The sequence below is a fragment of the uncultured Sulfitobacter sp. genome, from assembly GCF_947502895.1.
Taxonomy (GTDB): Bacteria; Pseudomonadota; Alphaproteobacteria; order Rhodobacterales; family Rhodobacteraceae; genus Sulfitobacter.
The window spans coordinates 435,363-456,188 of the sequence record NZ_CANNBM010000002.1; the positions used below are offsets into that span (position 1 = coordinate 435,363).

At 55.6% G+C, this 20,826-nt stretch carries 17 protein-coding genes; 8 read left to right on the forward strand and 9 right to left on the reverse strand.

The window, feature by feature from the left end; genetic code table 11:
- Positions 1–32: 32 nt before the first annotated feature.
- From Q0903_RS10075 to Q0903_RS10095, 5 genes are all read right to left on the reverse strand, one after another.
- Positions 33–347 (reverse strand): metalloregulator ArsR/SmtB family transcription factor, encoded by a 315-nt coding sequence (locus Q0903_RS10075; RefSeq protein WP_299029292.1) that lies wholly within the window; start codon positions 345–347, stop codon positions 33–35.
- A 106-nt stretch (positions 348–453) separates the two neighbouring features.
- Positions 454–1,323: an amino acid ABC transporter permease gene (locus tag Q0903_RS10080; protein ID WP_299414979.1), complete on the reverse strand. Its 870-nt coding sequence runs from the start codon at positions 1,321–1,323 to the stop codon at positions 454–456.
- A 12-nt stretch (positions 1,324–1,335) separates the two neighbouring features.
- Entirely contained in the window at positions 1,336–2,184 is an 849-nt protein-coding gene (locus tag Q0903_RS10085; RefSeq protein WP_299029282.1) for a transporter substrate-binding domain-containing protein, read from the reverse strand.
- Between the two features lie 21 nt (positions 2,185–2,205).
- Positions 2,206–3,009 (reverse strand): amino acid ABC transporter permease, encoded by an 804-nt coding sequence (locus Q0903_RS10090; RefSeq protein WP_299414981.1) that lies wholly within the window; start codon positions 3,007–3,009, stop codon positions 2,206–2,208.
- A 9-nt stretch (positions 3,010–3,018) separates the two neighbouring features.
- Positions 3,019–3,762, reverse strand: coding sequence for an amino acid ABC transporter ATP-binding protein (locus Q0903_RS10095; protein WP_299414982.1), 744 nt, complete (start codon positions 3,760–3,762; stop codon positions 3,019–3,021).
- A gap of 278 nt (positions 3,763–4,040) precedes the next feature.
- Between Q0903_RS10095 and Q0903_RS10100 the strand changes: the two genes are divergently transcribed.
- The 6 genes from Q0903_RS10100 to Q0903_RS10125 all read left to right on the forward strand — a co-directional run bounded on the left by Q0903_RS10100 (position 4,041) and on the right by Q0903_RS10125 (position 11,188).
- Positions 4,041–5,621, forward strand: a complete 1,581-nt coding sequence (locus tag Q0903_RS10100; protein WP_299414984.1) for an ABC transporter substrate-binding protein — start codon at positions 4,041–4,043, stop codon at positions 5,619–5,621.
- Positions 5,622–5,710: 89 nt separating this feature from the next.
- Complete coding sequence (locus Q0903_RS10105; RefSeq protein ID WP_299414986.1) at positions 5,711–7,276, forward strand: ABC transporter substrate-binding protein; 1,566 nt, start codon at positions 5,711–5,713, stop codon at positions 7,274–7,276.
- A gap of 51 nt (positions 7,277–7,327) precedes the next feature.
- Entirely contained in the window at positions 7,328–8,308 is a 981-nt protein-coding gene (locus Q0903_RS10110; RefSeq protein ID WP_299029269.1) for an ABC transporter permease, read from the forward strand.
- Positions 8,308–9,252 (forward strand): ABC transporter permease, encoded by a 945-nt coding sequence (locus tag Q0903_RS10115; RefSeq protein WP_299029266.1) that lies wholly within the window; start codon positions 8,308–8,310, stop codon positions 9,250–9,252. The genes Q0903_RS10110 and Q0903_RS10115 overlap by 1 nt, the downstream gene beginning before the upstream one ends.
- Positions 9,252–10,226: an ABC transporter ATP-binding protein gene (locus Q0903_RS10120; protein WP_299029263.1), complete on the forward strand. Its 975-nt coding sequence runs from the start codon at positions 9,252–9,254 to the stop codon at positions 10,224–10,226. The genes Q0903_RS10115 and Q0903_RS10120 overlap by 1 nt, the downstream gene beginning before the upstream one ends.
- Complete coding sequence (locus Q0903_RS10125) at positions 10,226–11,188, forward strand: oligopeptide/dipeptide ABC transporter ATP-binding protein (protein ID WP_299414988.1); 963 nt, start codon at positions 10,226–10,228, stop codon at positions 11,186–11,188. The genes Q0903_RS10120 and Q0903_RS10125 overlap by 1 nt, the downstream gene beginning before the upstream one ends.
- 107 nt (positions 11,189–11,295) lie before the next feature.
- Here the strand turns inward: Q0903_RS10125 and Q0903_RS10130 are convergent, their stop codons facing one another.
- The 3 genes from Q0903_RS10130 to Q0903_RS10140 form a co-directional block, all read right to left on the reverse strand.
- Positions 11,296–15,354, reverse strand: a complete 4,059-nt coding sequence (locus tag Q0903_RS10130) for a hypothetical protein (RefSeq protein WP_299414990.1) — start codon at positions 15,352–15,354, stop codon at positions 11,296–11,298.
- Positions 15,355–15,703: 349 nt separating this feature from the next.
- Positions 15,704–16,252: a YaeQ family protein gene (locus Q0903_RS10135; protein ID WP_299414992.1), complete on the reverse strand. Its 549-nt coding sequence runs from the start codon at positions 16,250–16,252 to the stop codon at positions 15,704–15,706.
- A gap of 202 nt (positions 16,253–16,454) precedes the next feature.
- Positions 16,455–16,901 carry a helix-turn-helix domain-containing protein gene (locus tag Q0903_RS10140; RefSeq protein WP_299414993.1) on the reverse strand — a complete coding sequence of 149 codons (447 nt, stop codon included), beginning with the start codon at positions 16,899–16,901 and terminating at the stop codon, positions 16,455–16,457.
- Positions 16,902–17,055: 154 nt separating this feature from the next.
- On the opposite strand from Q0903_RS10140, the gene Q0903_RS10145 reads away from it, so the two are divergent.
- Together Q0903_RS10145 and Q0903_RS10150 are read left to right on the forward strand one after the other, a co-directional pair.
- Positions 17,056–17,727: a YqiJ family protein gene (locus Q0903_RS10145; protein ID WP_299029249.1), complete on the forward strand. Its 672-nt coding sequence runs from the start codon at positions 17,056–17,058 to the stop codon at positions 17,725–17,727.
- Between the two features lie 63 nt (positions 17,728–17,790).
- Positions 17,791–19,485 (forward strand): flotillin domain-containing protein, encoded by a 1,695-nt coding sequence (locus tag Q0903_RS10150; RefSeq protein WP_299414995.1) that lies wholly within the window; start codon positions 17,791–17,793, stop codon positions 19,483–19,485.
- Positions 19,486–19,707: 222 nt separating this feature from the next.
- Here Q0903_RS10150 and Q0903_RS10155 read toward each other — a convergent pair whose 3' ends face one another.
- Positions 19,708–20,826: a S8 family serine peptidase gene (locus tag Q0903_RS10155; protein WP_299414997.1), complete on the reverse strand. Its 1,119-nt coding sequence runs from the start codon at positions 20,824–20,826 to the stop codon at positions 19,708–19,710.

A 20,826-nucleotide genomic window follows, 5' to 3' on the forward strand; every position in this document is an offset into this window, starting at 1 on the left:
GTTATTTTAATCGACGAAAATCCGTAAAACGCCTATGCCGCATTCTCCTGCGTAAGTTTCACACCTGCGCAACACTCCGACGTCAGGAACGATACGGTCTGGTGCATCACATCAAAATCTACCCGATTGAAAATCTGGCGCCCTTGCCGCTCTTGCACGACCAACCCTGCATCCACCAAAGTCTTGAGGTGATAGGCCAGTGTTGACGGGGCCATGTCGAGATGATCTGCAATATCCCCGATATTGAGCCCCTCCTCCCCTGCCCGCACAAGCAACCGAAAGATTGTAAGGCGTGTGTCATGACCAAGTGCGGCGAGCGATAGGGCGGCGGATGAGTGTTTTATCATACATCACCATAAAACTAACTTTATAGTTTTGTCAAACGCCAAATGATGTCGAGGCAAATACCGGCGCTTAACGCAAAGCTGCTGACCAAATGATCGCTTAATGCACCTACTCGCGCTCGAGACGGCGAAACAACAGTGACAAGCCAAAGCACAGGATGAAATAGAAAGCCGCAGTCGTCAGCCACGCTTCGAAAATCAACCTTGTGGATGCGACAAGCTCAACCGTCTTATAGGTCAATTCCTGCACAGATATCAGCGAGATAATAGAGCTGTCTTTAATAAGGCTGATAAATTGGTTCGCCATGGGCGGCACCACTTTGCGCAGGGCCTGCGGCATGACGATATACCGCATCTCTTGAAAGCGGCTCATCCCGATGGCGCGGGCAGCTTCGAACTGGCCTTTGGGGATTGACTGGATACCTGCGCGCACGATCTCGCCCACGAATGCAGCTTGGAACAGGCCCAACACCAAAACGCCCGATACCAGTGATGGAAAGCGGCGCATGTCACCGAAAAAGAACTCCCACACACCCGCATTGTCGCCGCGCGCGATTTCACGCGCCCATGCGTTCATGTTCAGCGCGTCGATCAGCTGTTGAGAGAGGAAGAAGAAGAAGATGAAGATGATGACAACGGGAGGAATGTTGCGCAGCACCTCTAGGTAGGTACGTGCCAGCAAGCGCACGGTGAGGTTCTCGGCGCAGCGCGCCACACCGAGAATGATGCCGAAAAATGCGGCCAGTATACCTGCGTAGATGCAAATGCGGATGGTGGCGATCAGCCCTTGCAACAGCAAGTTGGCGAACCATTCCTGACGGTCCTCACGGTAGCGGATAACATAGTCGGGGATCAGCTCCCACCGCCATGTGTAGTTGAGCGTGCCCTCCAGACGCAGCCCCACATAAGCCACCGCCCCTGCCAATACGGCAAGGATCAGCCAGTCGGCCCATGTGATACGTTTGAACAAGGAGAGCACGCGCAGTTTTCCTTACTGGTTGACCTGATCTTCCCAGTCGTTGCCTTTGAACCAGTAGTCGTTACGCTCTTTCAGCCAACCGCTGGCCTGCTTAACAGCAATCCAGTTATTGAAAAAGTTGAGCGCGTCCCCGTCCCCTTTGCGAAGTGCGAACCCTTCGCCTGTGGCAAGGAAGGTCTGGTCAAACGGCACAACCAACTGATCGGGATAGCGGCGCACCTCGATAGAGGGTGTAGGCTCTGCCTGCATATTGGCGTGCGCATTGCCGTTCAGCACCTCTTGGGTCGCAGCACCGTCCTCGTCAAACAGCAGCAGCTCGGCCTCTGGGAACAGCTGCGCGATGACAGTTGCGGGTGTACCGCCACGGCGCGCAGAGAAGGTCACATCGGGAGAGTTGTAGTCCTCCAGCGTGAAGCCTTTGGTCATCTCTTTGTTGGCAAGGATGGTCAGACCCGAGTAGGCGTAGGGCTGTGTGAAATTAACAGTCAGATTACGCGCCGGCGTAATCGACATGCCCGAGATGATCACATCAAAATTGCCCGACACAAGCTGCGGGATAATCCCGTCCCATGCAGTTGGCACAAACTCGACGTCCACACCCATATCCTTGGCCAGTTCACGGCCTACGTCCAGCTCAAAGCCGATCAGCTCACCATTTACGTCGCGCATGGACCATGGCGTGAAAATGGACAGGCCGATCCGGATAACACCGTCTTTCTTGATCGTCTCGATCACGGACTCAGAGCTGAGAGTCTGTGTCGTCGATTGAGCGAGTGCAGCAGTGGTGAACACTGTGCTGGTGAGCGCTGCAAAGGCGAGGCCCAGTGCGCCGCTCATAATGGTTCTGCGGTTGTTTGACATGATAGTCTCCTTGGGTTGAATTCAGGTTTGAGTGGTAAATCGTCGCTCCAGCGCCGAGACGCCGAAGGACAGGACGAGGGTAAGTGCGAGATACGCGGCAGCAATCGTGAACCAGATTTCGAAACTCATGTAGGTATCAGAGATAATGTTGCGCCCTACAGTTGTCAGTTCGGCCACAGCGATCACACTGACGATCGCCGAGGACTTTATCAGGTTTACGATCTCTCCCGTCAGCGGCGGCAGCATGATGCGGATGGATTGGGGCAGAATGATATAGCGGTAGGCCTGCGCCTTACTCATCCCGATAGAGGCAGCAGCCTCCCACTGGCCTACAGCCACGGAATTGATGCCAGCGCGAAAAATCTCGGAAATCAGGGCAGAGTGAAAGACGCTGAGCGTCAGCACCGCGGCAGTCCAGCGGTCCAGTCCGAATATCGGGCCAAGCACATAGTAAAAGAGATAGAGCAGCACCAGCAACGGAATGTTGCGCACGAACTCCAGATACCCGATGGCGACAGCACGCCCCACAATCAGACCTGACAGCCGCAGCAAAGCCACACCAAGCCCCAAAACCGTTGCAAGGATAAAGCACGTCAGCGACAGCACGATTGTCGCCCAAAGTCCCGTCAGAATTTCGCCTGCCTGAAAGCCTTGATCCGTAAAGGTGTAGATGTATTTGGGCACCTGATACCACTGCCAGTTATAGCCCATCTGCTGCGCGCCAGTGTAAGATGTCCAGACAACAGCGGTAACGATTGCACCATAGAGCGCAACTGCCACCAGCGGCGTATTCAAGACGCGTTTAAGGGTAAGCGGGGCAGCCATATGCAAATTCTAATGCTCGAGTATCTGATCTAGGAACATGCGAGCCCGCGCGCTTGTGGGCGCGGTAAAGAATGTGTCGGGCGGTGACACTTCCACGATACGCCCCGCCTCCATAAACACCATCGTGTCAGCCACCTTGCGGGCAAAACCCATTTCGTGGGTGACGACGACCATGGTCATGCCGGTGCCAGCCAGTTCGACCATAACATCCAACACTTCGCCGATCATTTCGGGGTCGAGCGCCGACGTCGGCTCGTCAAACAGCATCACGCGCGGCTCCATACACAAAGCGCGCGCAATCGCCACGCGCTGCTGCTGGCCGCCAGACAATTGCGCAGGCTTTTTGTCTGCTTGTTCGGGGATGCGCACACGGTCCAGATATTTGCGTGCGGTTTCTTCGGCTTCGGTGCGGTCCAGCTTGCGGACTTTCATCGGGCCGATCATCAGGTTTTCAAGGATCGTCAGGTGTGGAAACAGGTTAAACTGTTGAAACACCATCCCGACATCCTGCCGCAGCTGACGCATACCCGGTACGTCCTCGCGCACCTCCATACCGTCTACACTAAGGCGGCCCGCATCATGGTTTTCCAACCCGTTAAAGCAGCGGATCAACGTAGACTTTCCTGATCCCGATGGCCCGCAAATGACCACCCGCTCGCCCTGATGAACGGTAAGATCCACATCTGTAAGAGCGCTGAAATCCCCAAAAGACTTACCAACCCCTTCGGCAATGATTATCGGCGTTTGCGCCATAGTTGTGTTTCGCCCCCGTGAGAAAGGACAAGCTAGAGCGGCATTCCAAATGGGCAACCTGCCATGCCCTACTATCTATTATTTAATCTTTTCCGCAAATTGCATCCCTCATCCCCCCCTCAGCCAACGAGCGTGGTTCGAGACAGGGCAAGATTTCCCCAAAGCCCAAGTCTTTGTCGAAAATGACTGCAACAGGAGCATCAAATCCGATCAGGGACTTGCCATTGTCGCAAAATACCCCAACCTTGAGCGACAAAATCAACAAATGGGGAATCCTGATGAAACCGACATTGGCAATCACAATTGGCGCCTTGCTGCTCACGACAGCCGCACCGCTCGCGGCGGAAACACTGCGTTGGGCACGCTCGGGCGATGCACTGACACTTGACCCGCATTCACAGAACGAAGGCCCGACACACACAATTCGCCACCAGATGTACGAGCCGCTGGTCATTCGCGACGTCACGGGCGCGTTCGAGCCTGCACTTGCCACTGATTGGGCCCCAAAAGCAGACGATCCGAACGTTTGGGTCTTCAACCTGCGCCAAGGCGTAAAATTCCACGATGGTGCTGATTTCACAGCAGAAGATGTTGTGTTCAGCTTCGAGCGTGCCAAGCAGCCGAACTCGGATATGAAAGAGTTGATCGGTTCTATCACCGAAGTGCGCGCTGTTGGTGATTACTCGGTCGAGATCGTTACAGACGGCCCGAACCCGATCCTGCCCTCCAACCTGACGAACCTGTACATGATGGACAAAGGCTGGACCGAGGCGAACAACACAGTCGCCGTTCAGGATTTTGAGGGTGGCGAAATCACCTTTGCCACAACCAACGTGAACGGCACTGGCCCCTATACACTGGTCAGCCGCGAGCCTGACGTCAAAACCGTCATGGCGCGCAACGAGGCCTATTGGGGTCGCGACCAGTTCCCGATGGAAGTCTCCGAAATCATATATACCCCTATCCAGAACGCGGCTACCCGCGTGGCTGCCATGCTATCGGGCGAGATTGATTTCCTGCAAGACATGCCCGTGCAAGACCTTGAGCGTGTGAATGCTGTCGACGGTCTGGTGGTCAAGCAAGCCCCGCAGAACCGCGTTATCTTCTTTGGCATGAACCAAGGCGCCGATGATATCGAGGCAGACAACATCGACGGCAAAAACCCGTTGGCTGATGTGCGTGTGCGCAAGGCGATGTCGATGGCAATCAACCGCGACGCAATCAAGCAGGTCGTGATGCGCGGCCAGTCAGAGCCTGCGGGCATGATCGCACCGCCCTTCGTCAACGGCTGGACTGCTGAGATGGACGCAGAGTCATCCACCGACATCGAAGGTGCAAAGGCGCTAATGGCAGAAGCAGGATTTGCTGACGGTTTCTCCATCCGTCTGGATTGCCCGAATGACCGCTATGTCAACGACGAAGGCATCTGTCAGGCAGCTGTAGGTATGTTGGGCCAGATCGGCGTGACCGTGAACCTTGATGCCAAGCCAAAGGCACAACACTTCCCGCTGATCACCGATGGCAAGACCGACTTTTACATGTTGGGCTGGGGTGTGCCGACTTACGATTCCGAATATGTCTTCAACTTCCTCGTGCATGGCCGTGAAGCCGAGATCGGCACATGGAATGGCACAGGTTTTGACAACGACGAGCTGGATGCGAAAATCAAATCGCTGGCGTCCAACACCGATCTGGAAGCACGCAATGCCGATATCGCGTCTATCTGGCGCGTCGTGCAGGACGAAGCGCTCTACATCCCCATCCACCACCAGGTCCTGAACTGGGGCATGGCAGACAAAGTCGGGATCGAAGTGGATCCGGAAGACCAGCCAAAGGTTAAATACTTCACCATGAACTAACCTGACACGCGGCGCGCCGGACCCTTCGGCGCGCCGCTTTTTCACATGCCATTGCGCTGCGCTGCCGTGGCACGGATTTAGGATTTAGCATGTTACGCACTTTCAGCTTCGCCGCGCTTATTGCCGCATTGGCGCCGGCAGCCTATGCCGCAGAGTTCACATGGGCTACGACCACTGATCCGCAGACGATGGACCCACACGCCGTAAACTCGGCGCCTGTTCTGGGCTTTTTGAACAACGTCTACGAGGGTCTGGTCCGCCGCGGACAGGATATGACGATTGAACCTGCCCTTGCCACCAGCTGGGAGCCAATCGGCGCGGGCGAAGGCTGGCGCTTTCGGCTGCGCGAAGGTGTGACGTTTCAGGACGGCGCTGCTTTTACAGCACAAGATGTGCTGTTTTCCTACCAGCGTGCATCCAGCGAAGAAGCAGACACACGCAGCTGGTTCTCGCCTGTGTCTGATGTGATCGTCGTAGACGACTTTACCGTTGATATCATGACCGCCTCGCCCAACCCGATCTTTCCCGACAGCATTGCCAACTGGATGATTATGGACAGCGATTGGGCGCAAGCAAATGATGCCATTCGCCCTGATAAAGAGGCAGGCAACTTTGCGACCCTCAACACCAATGGCACAGGCGCTTTTGCCATCACAAACCGCGAACCCGGTTTGCGCACTGTGCTGGAGCCGCATGCAGGCTGGTGGGGGGAGGCCACCCATAACATCACCCGCGCCGAGCTGACGCCTATCCAGAACCCTGCGACAGCATTGGCCGCCCTGCTGTCTGGCGATGTTGATTTTATCAACCCTGTGCCTGTTCAAGACGTAGCACGCCTGCAGAGCGATCCCAACGTGGACGTCATTCAGGGGATCGAGGCACGTGTGATTATGCTAGGCTTCCCACATGAGGCTGACGCACTAAAATATTCATCCGAAACGGCGGATGCCAACCCGTTCGCTGACCCGCGCGTGCGCCGTGCAGTGGCCCATGCGGTAAATGTACCCGCCATCTTGCAGACTACGATGCGCGGCAACGCGCAGGCCGTAAACCAGTTGGTCAGCCCTGCCATGCGCGGCTATTCGGACGCACTGGGGAATGATGCCGCATATGATCCAGATGCCGCGCGCGCCCTTTTGGCCGAGGCAGGATATTCCGACGGATTTTCCTTTGGGCTGAAATGCCCCAACGACCGATACCTCAATGACGAAGCTTTGTGTCAGGCAATCACAGGGATGTTGGCACAGGTGGGCATGCGCGCCACGCTGGACGCGATGCCTGTTCAAAACTACTGGCCAGAACTGCGCGCTGATAACTTTGACATGTACTTGCTCGGCTGGTCGCCCGGCACGTTTGATGCAGAACACCCGATCCGTTTCCTTGCCGCCACCCCCAACGAGGAAAAGCGTCTGGGCAGCTGGAATTTCGGCGGCTACTCGAATGAACGCGTTGACACGCTGCTGCCGATGATCCAGTCCGAAATCGACGAGCCAAAGCGTCAGGCGATGCTCGACGAGGTCGCACAAACGCTGCAAGACGACACCGCTTATGTGCCGCTTTATGTGCAGCCGCTGGTCTGGGGCACGCGCGCCAACATTGATCTGGTGCAACGCCCCGATAACTTCTTTATCTTGCGCTGGGTCACGGTTAACTAAGACCACTCGGGGGGCTGCACAGGCCCTCCGGCCATTGGGATATTCACCACCATGCTTGCCTTTATCATCCGGCGCGCTTTGCAATCCGCGCTTGTTTTGTTGATTGTCGGACTGACCGCGTTTTCGATGTTTCGCTTTGTAGGTGATCCTATCGACAACATGCTGGGTCAGGAACGCACCGCAATGGATATCGAGCGGCTGCGCGAGCAGCTTGGCCTCGATCAACCCTTTCCCGTGCAATACGTGAAGTTCCTGCAAGAGGCGGCTCAGGGTAACTTTGGCGTCAGCTACCGCCAAGGGCGACCGGTTGCGGAGATTTTACTCGAGCGCGCGCCTGCAACGCTGGAGCTTGCCGCTGTGTCGGGAATCCTTGCCATTGCATTCGGCATCGCCTTTGGCGTCTTTACAGCGATCAGGCGTGACGGGTTTGTGGCGAATTTCATCATGTCCGCTTCACTTATCGGCGTATCGCTTCCCACTTTCCTGATCGGTATCCTGTTGATCTACATATTCTCGGTCGAGCTAGGGTGGCTGCCCAGTTTTGGCCGTGGCGAAACAGTGCAGATCGGGAACTGGTCAACGGGCCTGCTTACCGCATCGGGGCTCAAGGCGCTGGTGCTGCCTTCGATCACACTGGGGCTTTACCAGATGACGCTGATCATGCGGCTCGTCCGATCAGAGATGCTGGAGGTATTGCGTCAGGATTACATCCGCTTTGCCCGTGCGCGCGGCCTGCGCGAGCGGGCAATCAACTTCCGCCATGCACTCAAAAACACGATGGTCCCCGTTATTACTGTGATCGGCCTTCAACTGGGCGCGATCATCGCATTTGCGATCATCACTGAAACCGTATTCCAGTGGCCCGGTGTGGGCCTGCTGTTCATCAATGCGGTGCAGTTTGTAGATATCCCTGTAATGGCTGCCTATCTGATGCTGATCTCGGTCATGTTTGTTGCGATCAATCTGATTGTGGACATCCTCTATTTCTTTATTGATCCACGGCTGCGGGCTGACCGCACAGGAGGCCACTGATGACCGATCTGCCAGTCAAAGCAGTCGAGAAATCGCGCTTGCGTGTCTTTCTGGACAGCGACGTTTTCTACATGTTCAAAAAATCGCCCGTAGCGGTTGTCTCGGCCGTCGTTTTCGGCGCCCTTCTGCTCTCGGCGATCTTTGCGCCCTTCATTGCGCCGACAAACCCGTTTGATCCTGCATCGTTGAACCTGATGAACGGCTTTACAGGGCCGATGACCCCCAATGCCTTTACAGGTGAGAGTTTTCTGCTGGGGACCGACGATCAGGGTCGCGATGTGTTCTCTACCATCCTTTACGGAATGCGCGTGTCGCTCTTTGTAGGGGTAACCGCAGTGTTGCTGGCTATGGTGCTGGGCATCACGCTGGGGTTGATCTCGGGCTATGTCGGCGGCTGGACAGAAACGATCATAATGCGCACGGCTGACGTGCAGCTGACCTTTCCTTCTATCCTTGTCGCGATGCTGATCTTTGGTGTTGCCAAGGGGATCACCCCTGTCGAATACCGCGACCAAATGGCGATCTGGGTGCTGATCCTTGCGATTGGGCTGAGCGATTGGGTGCAATTCGCGCGTGTTGTGCGGGGCGCAACAATGGTCGAGAAACGCAAAGAATACGTCGAGGCCGCCCGCCTGATCGGCCGCAGCCCGTTTGCGATCATGCTGCGTCATATCCTGCCCAACGTACTGTCGCCCGTTCTGGTGATTGCTACAATTTCGCTGGCCCTTGCTATCATCGCCGAGGCCACGCTGAGCTTTCTTGGCGTGGGTGCACCTGCCACCCAGCCGTCGCTGGGAACGCTCATCCGCATTGGTCAGGGTTTTCTCTTCTCGGGTGAGTGGTGGATATTGCTGTTTCCCGCCATGACACTGTTGATCCTCGCGCTGAGTGTGAACCTGCTGGGCGACTGGCTGCGCGATGCTTTGAACCCGAGGTTACGCTGATGTCTGATGTTGTCTTGTCAATCAGAGGGCTTTGTGTCGAAATCCCCAGCCGCACAGGCACGGTAAAGCCTGTGGACGACGTCAGCTATGATATTCATGCAGGTGAGATACTGGGCATCGTGGGCGAAAGTGGTGCAGGTAAATCCATGGCGGGTAACGCAGTGATCGGCCTGTTGACGCGACCTGCCCATATCGCGGCAGGCGAAATCTGGCTGAATGGTGCGCGCATCGACACCCTCAAGGGCGAAGACATGCGCCGTTTGCGCGGCAAGCAGATCGGGATGGTCTTTCAGGACCCGCTCACGTCGCTCAACCCGCTGTTGAGCGTCGGCGAGCAGTTAACCGAAACCATGCTGACCCATCTGGATATCACCCGTCAGGAGGCGCAGAAACGCGCCATCGCTGCACTGGAAGAAGTAGGCATTCCAGGAGCGGCCGAGCGGATCGGCAGCTACCCCCATGAATTCAGCGGCGGCATGCGACAACGTGTGGTTATTGCGCTGGCGCTCTGCGCTGAACCTTCTCTAATTATCGCGGACGAGCCGACAACCGCGCTGGATGTATCCGTCCAAGCGCAGATTATTGCCCTGCTCAAACGCCTGTGCCGCGAACGCGGTACAGCAGTGATGCTGATCACCCACGACATGGGTGTTATCGCAGAAGCAGCAGACCGCGTGGCAGTGATGTATGCAGGACGGCTGGCCGAGTTGGGCAATGTGCGCGATGTTTTGACCGCGCCGCGCCACCCCTACACCTTTGGCCTCATGGCCTCGACACCGCTGGCCTCGGCTGGCAAGGCGCGGCTGCATCAGATCGAGGGTGCAATGCCAAGGCTGAACAAGGTGCCCGAAGGCTGTCCCTTCAACCCGCGTTGCACTTATGCGCAAGACAAATGCCGTGTCGCCCCCCGCCCCCAAATACAAGACGGCGTAGCCGCCTGCTGGTTCCCCATCGCCGAGCGAGAGGTGTCCTGATGTCGCTGATTTCTGTCAGATCTCTTACCCGCGTCTTTGACGTCTCCAAACCGTGGCTGAACCGTGTGCTGGAACGGCGTGGCAAGTCACTTTTGACGGCTGTATCAGAAGTCGATTTTGACGTGGCCGCGCGCAGCACTTACGCATTGGTGGGCGAAAGCGGGTCGGGCAAATCCACCATCGGTCGTATGCTTGTGGGGCTGTTAACACCCACATCGGGCACGGTGGAGATCAACGGGGTCAACCTCGCCTCCGAGAAGAGTGCGGCAAAGATCGACCTGATCCGCTCTGATATCCAGATGATCTTCCAAGACCCCTTTGCCTCGCTCAACCCGCGCTGGCGCGTCCGCGACATTATTGTCGAGCCTGTCGTGGCACGGGGCGGTGATGCAACAGGGCTGGCCGAAAAGCTGCTTGAACAAGTCGGGCTGTCGGCGCTGGATGCGGGGAAGTTCCCGCATGAATTTTCAGGCGGTCAAAGGCAGCGTATATGTATTGCCCGCGCCTTGTCTTCAGAGCCAAAGCTGATCGTCTGCGACGAGCCTACATCGGCACTGGATGTATCGGTGCAGGCGCAAGTACTGAATTTGATGAGCGATCTCAAAGACAACTTTGGCCTGACCTACGTGCTGATCAGCCACGATTTGACCGTCGTACAGCACATGGCGGACCGCATCGGGGTTCTATACCTTGGTCGTCTCGTCGAAGAAGCAAGCCCCGAAGACCTGTTTGCAAACACCAAACACCCCTATACAAAAATGCTGCTGGAGGCGGCACCACGTATGGACGGCTTTGGCCGCGAAGCGGTGTTGCCAGAAGGTGAGATACCTGATCCGATCAATCCGCCAACGGGCTGTGCTTTTCATCCACGCTGCCCGATTGCCACCGACATATGCAAGGCAGAGCGGCCGGTCATGCGACAAATCAATGAAACGCGTGTGGCCTGCCATCTGGCGGACTAAGCCCTGCCGGATATGGCGGCTGCACGCGCTATGGCAGTGTTCAGTGACAGACAAACAGCCTTAGCCCTGCGGCACCCCACCGCGTAAACAGGGGCGCCGCAGAGTGTTTATGATATGAAACTGAAGTCCGAGAAATCGGTCAAGACCGTGCCTTGGAAGAAGATCGTATCGGTCGCCCCGTTAACCTCGACAGTGGTGCTGCCCGAGGCTGTATTGAGCGTCAGATCAGCCTCCCCGTAGCCGATCATGAGAATCTCGTCAAAGCCGTCGGAGAAGCCGATGATGGTGTCGTTGCCAAACAGGCCGTCAAACACGAAATCATCCGCGCCATTCCCCCCGAGCATCTGGTCATTGCCCGCGCCGCCGATGATCGTGTCATTCCCAAGATTGCCATAAATGACATCGTTGGCCTCGCCCCCGCCAATGACGTCGTCACCGTCATCACCGTTCAAGGTATCGTTGCCAAGGCCGCCGCTGATCAAGTCCGCAGCCGCGCCACCAGAAATAAAGTCCGAGCCACCTTCGCCCGAGATAGTATCTCGACCGTTTCCGCCTGTCATAATGTCGTCGGCATTGCCTCCGAACATCAGGTCATGATCACTTCCGCCATCGATGGTGTCCTGACCCGACCCGCCAAACATTGTGTCCTGTCCAGTGCTGCCGGTCATGAAATCGTTGCCACCATCGCCCGTCAGGCTGTCGCCACCGCCGCCACCGTCGATCGTATCATTGCCGTCGCCACCGATCACCGTGTCATTACCAGAGGCCCCCGATACATCGTCCGCGCCGCCGCCCGCATCAATGCTGTCACTGCCAACACCACCGCCTATAGTGTCGGCGCCTTTGCCACCCTCAAGCGTGTCATTGCCAGAACCGCCCTGAATGTTGTCATTACCATCATCGCCAGCAATCAGGTCGGACCCTTTCTCACCGCTGAGCGTGTCATTTCCCGTTCCGCCGATGATACTATCGCCAAATCCGCCGCCGGTTATCAAATCATTGTCGCTACCGCCGTTCAACGAATCTGCACCGCTGCCGCCGCGTAGGGTGTCGTCACCGCCCTGCCCCAGTAGCGTGTCGGAACCATCGCGCCCCAGCAGAACATCCAACCCTAGCGACCCGGTCAATCTGTCATTGTCATCGCCACCATCAAGACGGTCATCACTGTTGCCGCCGCTGAGGGTGTCATCTCCCCCGCCGCCCATCAGCGTGTCATTGCCGATCCCTCCTTCGAGGACGTCGGCATCATCACCACCGTCAACGGAGTCGTCCCCGTCTCCGCCGATCAGCGTGTCAGTTCCAAGCTCGCCCAAGATCGTGTCGTTTTGAGAGCTGCCCGTGATGTGGTTGTTTAAATCGTTACCTACGATGTTGCTGATGGAATTTGCAGTGGTCAAGAAGTTCTCGATCCCGCTCCAGCTGCCGAAAAAGGTACCGTCATTTAAGAAACTATAGCCTTCGTCCAGATCAAAGCCTCGTACGAACGTGGAAGAGCTGAATGTAGTCGCCGAGTAATCGATCGTATCCGTGCCATCTCCGCCGTCCAACGTAGCCGACACGATGATCGTGTTGGCATCAACAGACATGTCAAACACGTCGTTATCCAACCCACCATTTACCGTGCTATCGCCACCGACTATAACTGTATCGTTACCATCCCCCGCGACAATCATACTGCTCTGACTCGCAACAATAGAATCGTCACCGCTTCCGCCATTGATCGTGTCCAATCCGCCCCCACCGATCAGGGTGTCGTTGCCGATTCCCCCTTCGATCAGGTCGGCATCAAAACCACCATCGATAAAGTCGTCACCTTCACCACCCCTCAACGTGTCGTTGTCCTCACCACCGTTCAGCGTGTCGTTACCGTCGTTACCGTCGATAATATCGTTTCTCGCCGTCCCTGTTATCATCTCGTCACTGGTGTCGCCGGTGATGTGGAACTTGTCTGCCGATGTAAAGAAACTGAATTGCATCGGCGACAAATCCAATGACGCGGTGGGGCCCATCTCAACGTTTATCGTAACCGCTGGCGCAACGCCGCGAGAGACAAGCTGAATACCGCTACTCCCCTGTTGCCCACTGTTAAATTGCTGGATTTGTTCGGCAGTAAAGAAAACGCCGATGTCTCCGGTAATTCCAGCGATCGCAAAAAATTCAAAACCGCTGATCGATGCTTCGGTGAAATCAAAGTCTTCGTTATTCGCACCATCGACGATAATGTCGTCTCTCGATGCCCCTGCACCCCCAACAACGCTATCCCCACTGGATAGGTCGGTAGGATCGAACACACGTACGGCATCACTTCCGATGCCGCCAGTGATCGTATCTTCACCTGATCCCCAAGTATATCTATTACTACCGTCTCCGCCCAGCATCAGGTCATTACCAATCCCCGCACTGAGAAAGTCGGCATCCGCCCCGCCGTCCAGGGTGTCGTTGCCGTCGCCACCGATCAGCGTGTCATTGCCGCCCTCACCGATAATAGTGTCGTTTTGCGAGCCACCAGTGATGCTGTTGTTAAGTGCGTTGCCAATGATGTTGGAACTCACATTTGGCAGTGCAATGAAGTTTTCAATCCCACTCCAATCGCCAGTGTAAACGCCATTATTAAGTGAGCTGACACCTTCATCCAAATCAAAACCATAGGTGCCCGTAAAAGAAGAAGCCCCGGAGAAATCAAGCGTATCTGTCCCGTCGCCCCCATGAACCGTCGACGTACTCGTGAAGGATGCCGTGCTGCTCGACATGATAAACAAATCATCGTCCAAGCCGCCGTTTACCGAACTGTTTCCAGACACAAGTACCGTATCATTTCCCGATCCGGCGTCGATCTGGGCCCCTGATGATGACGTGATTGAATCGTCACCCGCGCCCCCGCTGATCGTATCCGCGTCCCCGCCACTGATGATTGTATCATTGCCCGCCTGACCAAAGATCACTTCGGCTGTGCCGTTGTCGCCCGTAATCAAAGTGCCTGTGATCTTGCCGTAAATATGATCCCCATCGACAAAATTGCGCGCGGGGTTGTCATAATCAATGGTTGAGATATCCCCATTGCGCGGATCGACGATCATAAATTGTGCATCATCCGACTGCTCCCACGTTAGCAGCAGGCGGCCATCCGATGTGACGCCCACATCCGGCGTCTGAACGCCTGCAGCTGCGGGGATGTTCAATAGGCCGTCAAACGTGCCATCACTCTGATAGTTCCGAATCTTTACTTCGTTAGTAAAATTGTCGAAATAGATGAGGGCGAATTCACCCGAGGGAAGTGCCACAATTTCAGGCTGTTCGCTGCCTGTTGAATCGAGTGAAATAGGGCTCCGGACCACGCCCAAAGATGAATCATACACCGCCATCGACAAATCATCGGTGTCATCGATCCACGTAACCGCGATGTTACCATTGGTCAGCGTTGCGATCTGCGGATCAAACGGCGTGCCTGTTGCGTCAACCGTTATCCGCGATCCGACCAAGGCACCTGTTGTGCTGTGCACTTCGAGCAGGACTGCGTTTGTCTGGACATCGCGGTAGACCGAGGCAAGATTGCCATTGGTCATCAATGCCGCGCCGTTTTGAAACTGGTTGTTTGAATTGTTATTCGCCACACTAAACTCTGACGTTATGATGACCCCCGACGCGTTCAGCCGCATCGCGCGCACGTCGTCTTCGGGTACAGAAGCCACGAAAACATCGGTGAACGTCACAAACGAAGAATTATCAGTGTTATCCACCACGACACGGGGATTACTAAAGTTGCCTGTACCTGTCTCGGAAACGATTATGTTAGCAAGCAGCGAGTCACCAAGAGCATCCTTGCTCTCCCAGATCACAGCTGAGTCGTCCCCGTTTGTCGCTGCAAAAACCATGACAAAACCGCCGTCATTGGTGGCTGCCACATCATAGTCCTCATCGTCATCCCCTAGAGACAACGTGTTTAGAACATAGCTGTCGCGTATCACCGTGACGCCGTCGCCCGCATAGATTTTACCTATGATATCAGTACCGGCGGATGATCCGACACCGCTGGTGCCGGATTCGACCCATGTCACCAGAATATTGCCGTTCGCCAGGCCGGTGATCTGCGTGTCTTTAATGCCTGCGGTATTGGCGAGGCCTGTATTGGCGGTTTGTACGGATGACCAGATTGTTGGTGCAGGCATGTGAAAAGTCCTTTGAATATATGATAGCTACGATAATGCCGCTAAAAAAACCTCGGCCGCTTCGCATAAATATTACGTTGTCTGTTGGAAAATAACCGCGTGAACCGGGGTAAAAACCACGCAAAAAAATTGCTGTGATAACAAATAGAAAGCAAACGCTTCGCAGGATGAGCGCGCCCGAAAAAGTATTAACAAACCTTAACCACACATAGACTTGCCGATCAAGCTGCGCGCATTATGTCGCCGCGCCCCTTCCTGCGCCTTTCACCTGAACGGTGCAAAACAACTCAGATAAATCACGCAACCTGATGCTGATACAACGGCGGTGTGTATTGCGCTGCGCTAGCAGTTAGTGCGCCGCAGTTTTCCACTTGTCTGGCGTGATGTAGATCATACTGTCATCGAGACTAACCATCACTTCGCCATCCTGAATATTGACCTGCAACTTCATGGAGCGGCTCGCAAGTTTTGCCAAGGCCGTGGTATCGGCCTCGGACAGATTAATAACGCTGAGGTTGTCGAAACGGGTGGTGCTGTTCTTGATCTTGTCCCACCAGACCTCGGCCGTCCGGCCGCCGTAACAGTAGACAATGACCTTGCCCGCTTTGCCGCATGATTGGCGGACAATCTTGTCACTGGGCAGGCCCAGCGCCACCCATAACTCCAGCTCGTCACTCAGGCTTTTTTGCCAGATATCAGGCTCGTCATCTGTCGACAGCCCTTTGGTCATTTCCAGTTGCTCATGGGCGTTAAGAGCAAACGCCAAAAGCCGCACCATCAACCGCTCATCCGTCTCGGAGGGGTGCTTGGCAACAGTCAGTTTATGGCTGTCGTAATAGTGGCGATCCATGTCAGAGACAGAGAGTTCAACTTTGTAAATGGTAGCTTTTTGCGCCATGGTCTGCCCTGATATTCCCGAGATAGCGCTGTCTATTGCGTCTGGGGGCGTTATGAAAGCGGATAAAGAATGGTCGCACCAAACGGGCTATACCAACGCATCGAATGATCTGCAGACAGACGATCTGTCGATCACAGCGACGGCCTGACACTAAGGGTAGATTGCGCAGGTGTCCCTTTGCCCGTGATTAATGTTGCTGACCTCACGTTTCGTCCCAGAAATCGGGTGGCATGTCGTGCAACTGCTGTGCTGCTGCATCATCAATCCAGTCCTGACGTTCATCCGCGGACCAATGGGAAAATTCCGTCTGCTGACGTGCCAGGGCGCATGCCCGACGCAAGGCTTGCTGGTATTTCAACTGTTCGATCGGGGCGTTCGGCACGATTGCATAGACAAAGGTCCCTCCCATAGCCGCTGCTAGGTTTTCCATCTGTTTGAGCGAAATCGCCCCCTCTTTCTCACTCCGCTCTGCCTGATAGACCGCGTTCCGGCTGACGCCTTTACGCAGGGCGACCTGCTCCGCTGTCATACCCAGTGCCAGACGCATGGTTGCAATCCACCCTTTTTCGGGGTTGGACGTACCGGCAAAACGCTCCGCACTGCGATCGAGAATGCGGGCGAGACGTCTTCGTTGGATAAAGTCCGGCATGGCTACCCTTAGGTCGAGTTTCTGACTTATTTCTCGACTATCATAACGTAAATGCATCTCGAAATCTAATTTTTTATCACAAAAATATCAATCTTGCACATTTATAGCTAACATTTTTGTGTATTTATGATATATGTAGCGTGAAGGAGATTACATGTTCGACCTATTCTTGACACCAAACGCACTTCCATTCTCAATTGCCCTGTCCGTCGTCGCGGGATTATTTCTTATTGAAATTATAAGCTTACTTCTTGGGGCAACCGTGCTCGGCTTAGGAGGAGAGGCGCCGGATTTTGATGTCGATGCAGATTTTGATCTATCCGCCGACATTGACGTCGACATGCTGGACGCTGATCCGGTGGGCGATTTATCCGCTGCTCCTTCTGGAATTCTGACTTGGATCGGCGCGCGGGACGTTCCTTTCCTGATCTGGCTCATATCGTTTCTGACGATGTTTGGCCTGTTCGGGTTGTTGATACAGTCGGCGTCCACCACCATCCTCGGCACGCCGCTGTTTACGATCCTTGCCGTCGTGATTGCCTTTGTGCCTGCCCTGGCTGTTACCCGTGTTATCGCAAACTGGGTGGCGCTTATCATGCCAAAGACCGAAACCAGCGCCATGCGCACGCGGTTTCTGGGCGGGCATCGCGGAACGATCACCCAAGGCACTGCGCGTCGCGGCAGCCCCGCAGAAGCCAAGATCAAAGACCGCTATGGCAACATGCATTACCTGCGTGTCGAGCCGCTGGATGATGACGGGCTGTTTCCACAAGGCAGCGATGTTACCCTCATCCGCAAACGGGGCGACAAGTTCTTTGTCATCTAGAGAACACTCGAAACTGCGCCGACCCAATACTCTATTTATAAACACGGCCCGAAGGAGAACCTAATGGACCTCACGAACATATTAACAATTGCCGGTATCATCGTCGCCCTTCTGGTTTTTATCGGCCTGATCATGGCGCGGCTTTACAAACGTGCCACCCGCGAGACCAGTTTGGTCAAAACAGGTTCGGGCGGCAAAAAGGTGATCATGGACGGGGGTACGATCGTTGTGCCGTTCCTGCATGAAATCGCCAAGGTCAATATGAAGACACTGCGGCTAGAGGTGGCGCGCGTCAACGAACAGTCCCTGATCACCAAGGACCGGATGCGTGTCGACGTGGGCGTCGAGTTCTACGTGTCTGTCAATGCAACCGATGACGGCATTTCACGCGCTGCCCAAACACTGGGCGACCGTACCTTCCACGTCGAGCAGTTGCGCGAAATGATCGAGGGTAAACTGATCGACGGCTTGCGCGCTGTTGCGGCGCAGATGACCATGGATGAGCTGCATGAAAACCGTGCGAGTTTTGTGCAGGAGGTCCAGAATGCGATCTCAGAGGATCTGTTGAAAAACGGTCTTGAGCTTGAGGCTGTATCACTCACCGCGCTTGATCAGACGCCATTTGAATCACTTGATGAAAATAACGCGTTTAACGCAGTAGGTATGCAGAAGCTGGCTGCTGTGATTGCAACATCGCGCAAACAACGTGCCGAGATTACGGCAGAAGCCGATGTATCTGTTGCGCGCTCCGAGATGGAGGCCGAGAGACTGAAATACCAGATCGACCGTGAGCAGCAAGAAGCGTCAATTATGCAAATTCAGGAAATCCAGACGTTGCAAGCCCGTCAGGAAGCCGAAATCGCACGCAATCAAGAGGCCTCAGATCAGGCAAAGGACCAAGCACGGATTGAGCGTGAACGTGCGGTGCGCGCCTCCGAGATTGACCGCGAGCGGACCATCCGAGAGGCCGAGATCGCCAAAGAGCGCGAATTGGAGGTCGCAGACCAAGAGCGCCAGATTATCGTTGCCAAGAAATCCGAAGAAGAGAGCCACGCACGGGCCTCTGCCGACCATGCGCGCGCAGACGCCAAAAAGGCCTCAGAAGCAATTGAAACCGCCCGCGCTGTTGCCGAAGCCGAGCGTCAAAAGCAGATTGCTTTGATCGAGGCCCAGAAAGAGGCAGAGCGCCAAGCCACAGGCATCCGCCTTGCAGCGCAAGCCGAAAAGGACGCCGCAAGCGATCGCGCATCCGCAAAACTGGAAGAGGCGCAGGCAGATGCAAACGCCATGATTATACGCGCTGACGCTAAAAAGGCAGACCTGCTTGCCACAGCCGAAGGTCAGACGGCGATTGCAAACTCCGAAAACGAGTTGAGCGCCGAGATCATCGCTATGAAAATCCGTCTTGCGGGCCTTGAGGCAATGCCAGCGATTATTGCCGAGATGGTCAAGCCAGCAGAGAAAATCGACTCGATCAAAATCCATCAGGTCACGGGTATGGGCCATGCTGGCGGCGGCGGCGAAGGCATGTCGGGAACGGGTGGCACACCTGTCAATCAGGCGCTCGATTCCGTTCTGGGAATGGCTTTGCAAATGCCCGCGATGCAAGCTTTGGGCAAAGAGCTTGGGATTAGTTTGGAAAATGGTATGGCGGGCGTTGCCAACGATGTCCTCGACGTCCCGCAGACAGCGGACGTCCAGCAGGCCAAGCCTGAGCAGCCTGACACTTCGAAAGAGGAAAACACGCCGACGTCCTGATCTTGGCAATCACCAGCGTCTTAAGACTAACAGGCACCTGCGTTCGCGCGGGTGCCTGTATCACTTTACGACTTGGGTTTTGTTGCACAGCCCTTTTTGGCAGCCGACGATACAGGCAGAGGCCGCGCAGTCTTTGACAAAGCAACATCAGCGCTGACAGAAGTATAAAAACCTGCCGCATAGCACTCAGACCAGTCTCCCTAGGAGGCTAAAACGTGAAGATCAGCATCCGGGGAACCGCAACAGACCTGCGCCAAAAACAGTGTCGCGCCCTGCGGGCCCCAGATCTGTCGCTGTGGTGGCCAAGGATTTCCGAATAACCTCAACCGGGCGCCGTGCCATGCTCCGGTCTGCTACAATTGCCGCCGTTACAAAAGGCGCGGCCATTGAGGTGCCGCTGGCAATTTGCAACCGGTCTGCATCGGGCAATCTGATATCGACGCCTGGTGCTGCCACATCCACATGCGCCCCACGCCCTGCGCGGCGGAAAACGTCACCATCGCGATCAACCGCTGTCACGCCCAATACAAAGGGAAACGCGGCGGGGTATCGGGGAGGGGCATTAGGGCCGTCATTGCCTACCGCCGCCACAAGAACCATCCCGTTCGAGGCCGCCCGCGACAAAGCTCGGTTCATCAACTTGTTGCGCGGACCCGCCATGCTGATGTTTACAACACGCACACCATTTGATGCCAGCCAGTCGAGCCCCCGCAGGATCGGCACAACACCTGCCGCATCCCCCCGCGCGATTACATTAGCACTGTAGAGCGGCGCACCGCGCAATCGCCCCTTCCCCGCCAACAGCGCAGCAACCCGTCCGCCGTGCTTTGTGGCGCGCGGGTTTGATCCGTCGCCGAACGCCTTTTGTATGATCTGCCCCGATACAAGAGCAGGATTATCCTCCGTCACTCCGCCGTCGATCATGCCGAAAGATGTACGGGCCACACAGCCCTCCTTTGGCCAACCGATCATTGCTCCGGCATAGTCCAGTTCCGCCTCGGCGTTACCCTGCAAAAAATAGAGATGGTTTGCACCAGCAGTCACACCGGGAACTGCATCCTCAATCTCGCTAATAGCCTCGGGAATGGTAGTACCAGTCGGAATTCCGAATACAACGAGCGTATCATCCAACCGAGGCAGAGCGTGCTGCGCCCGTAAGATATATTTGCGCGCTTGGGCTGTGCTGATCAGTCCTTCGGGCGCATCGGCGGTCAGTACAATCAACTCACGCTCGTCCGCTACGGGAAAAGGTAAATTGCCCGAACCTGCGGTGCGGAATGCATCGCCAGCCTCACAAGCAGCCATGAACAAGCTCAAAAAAGCAAAAACTAAGTACTTCAT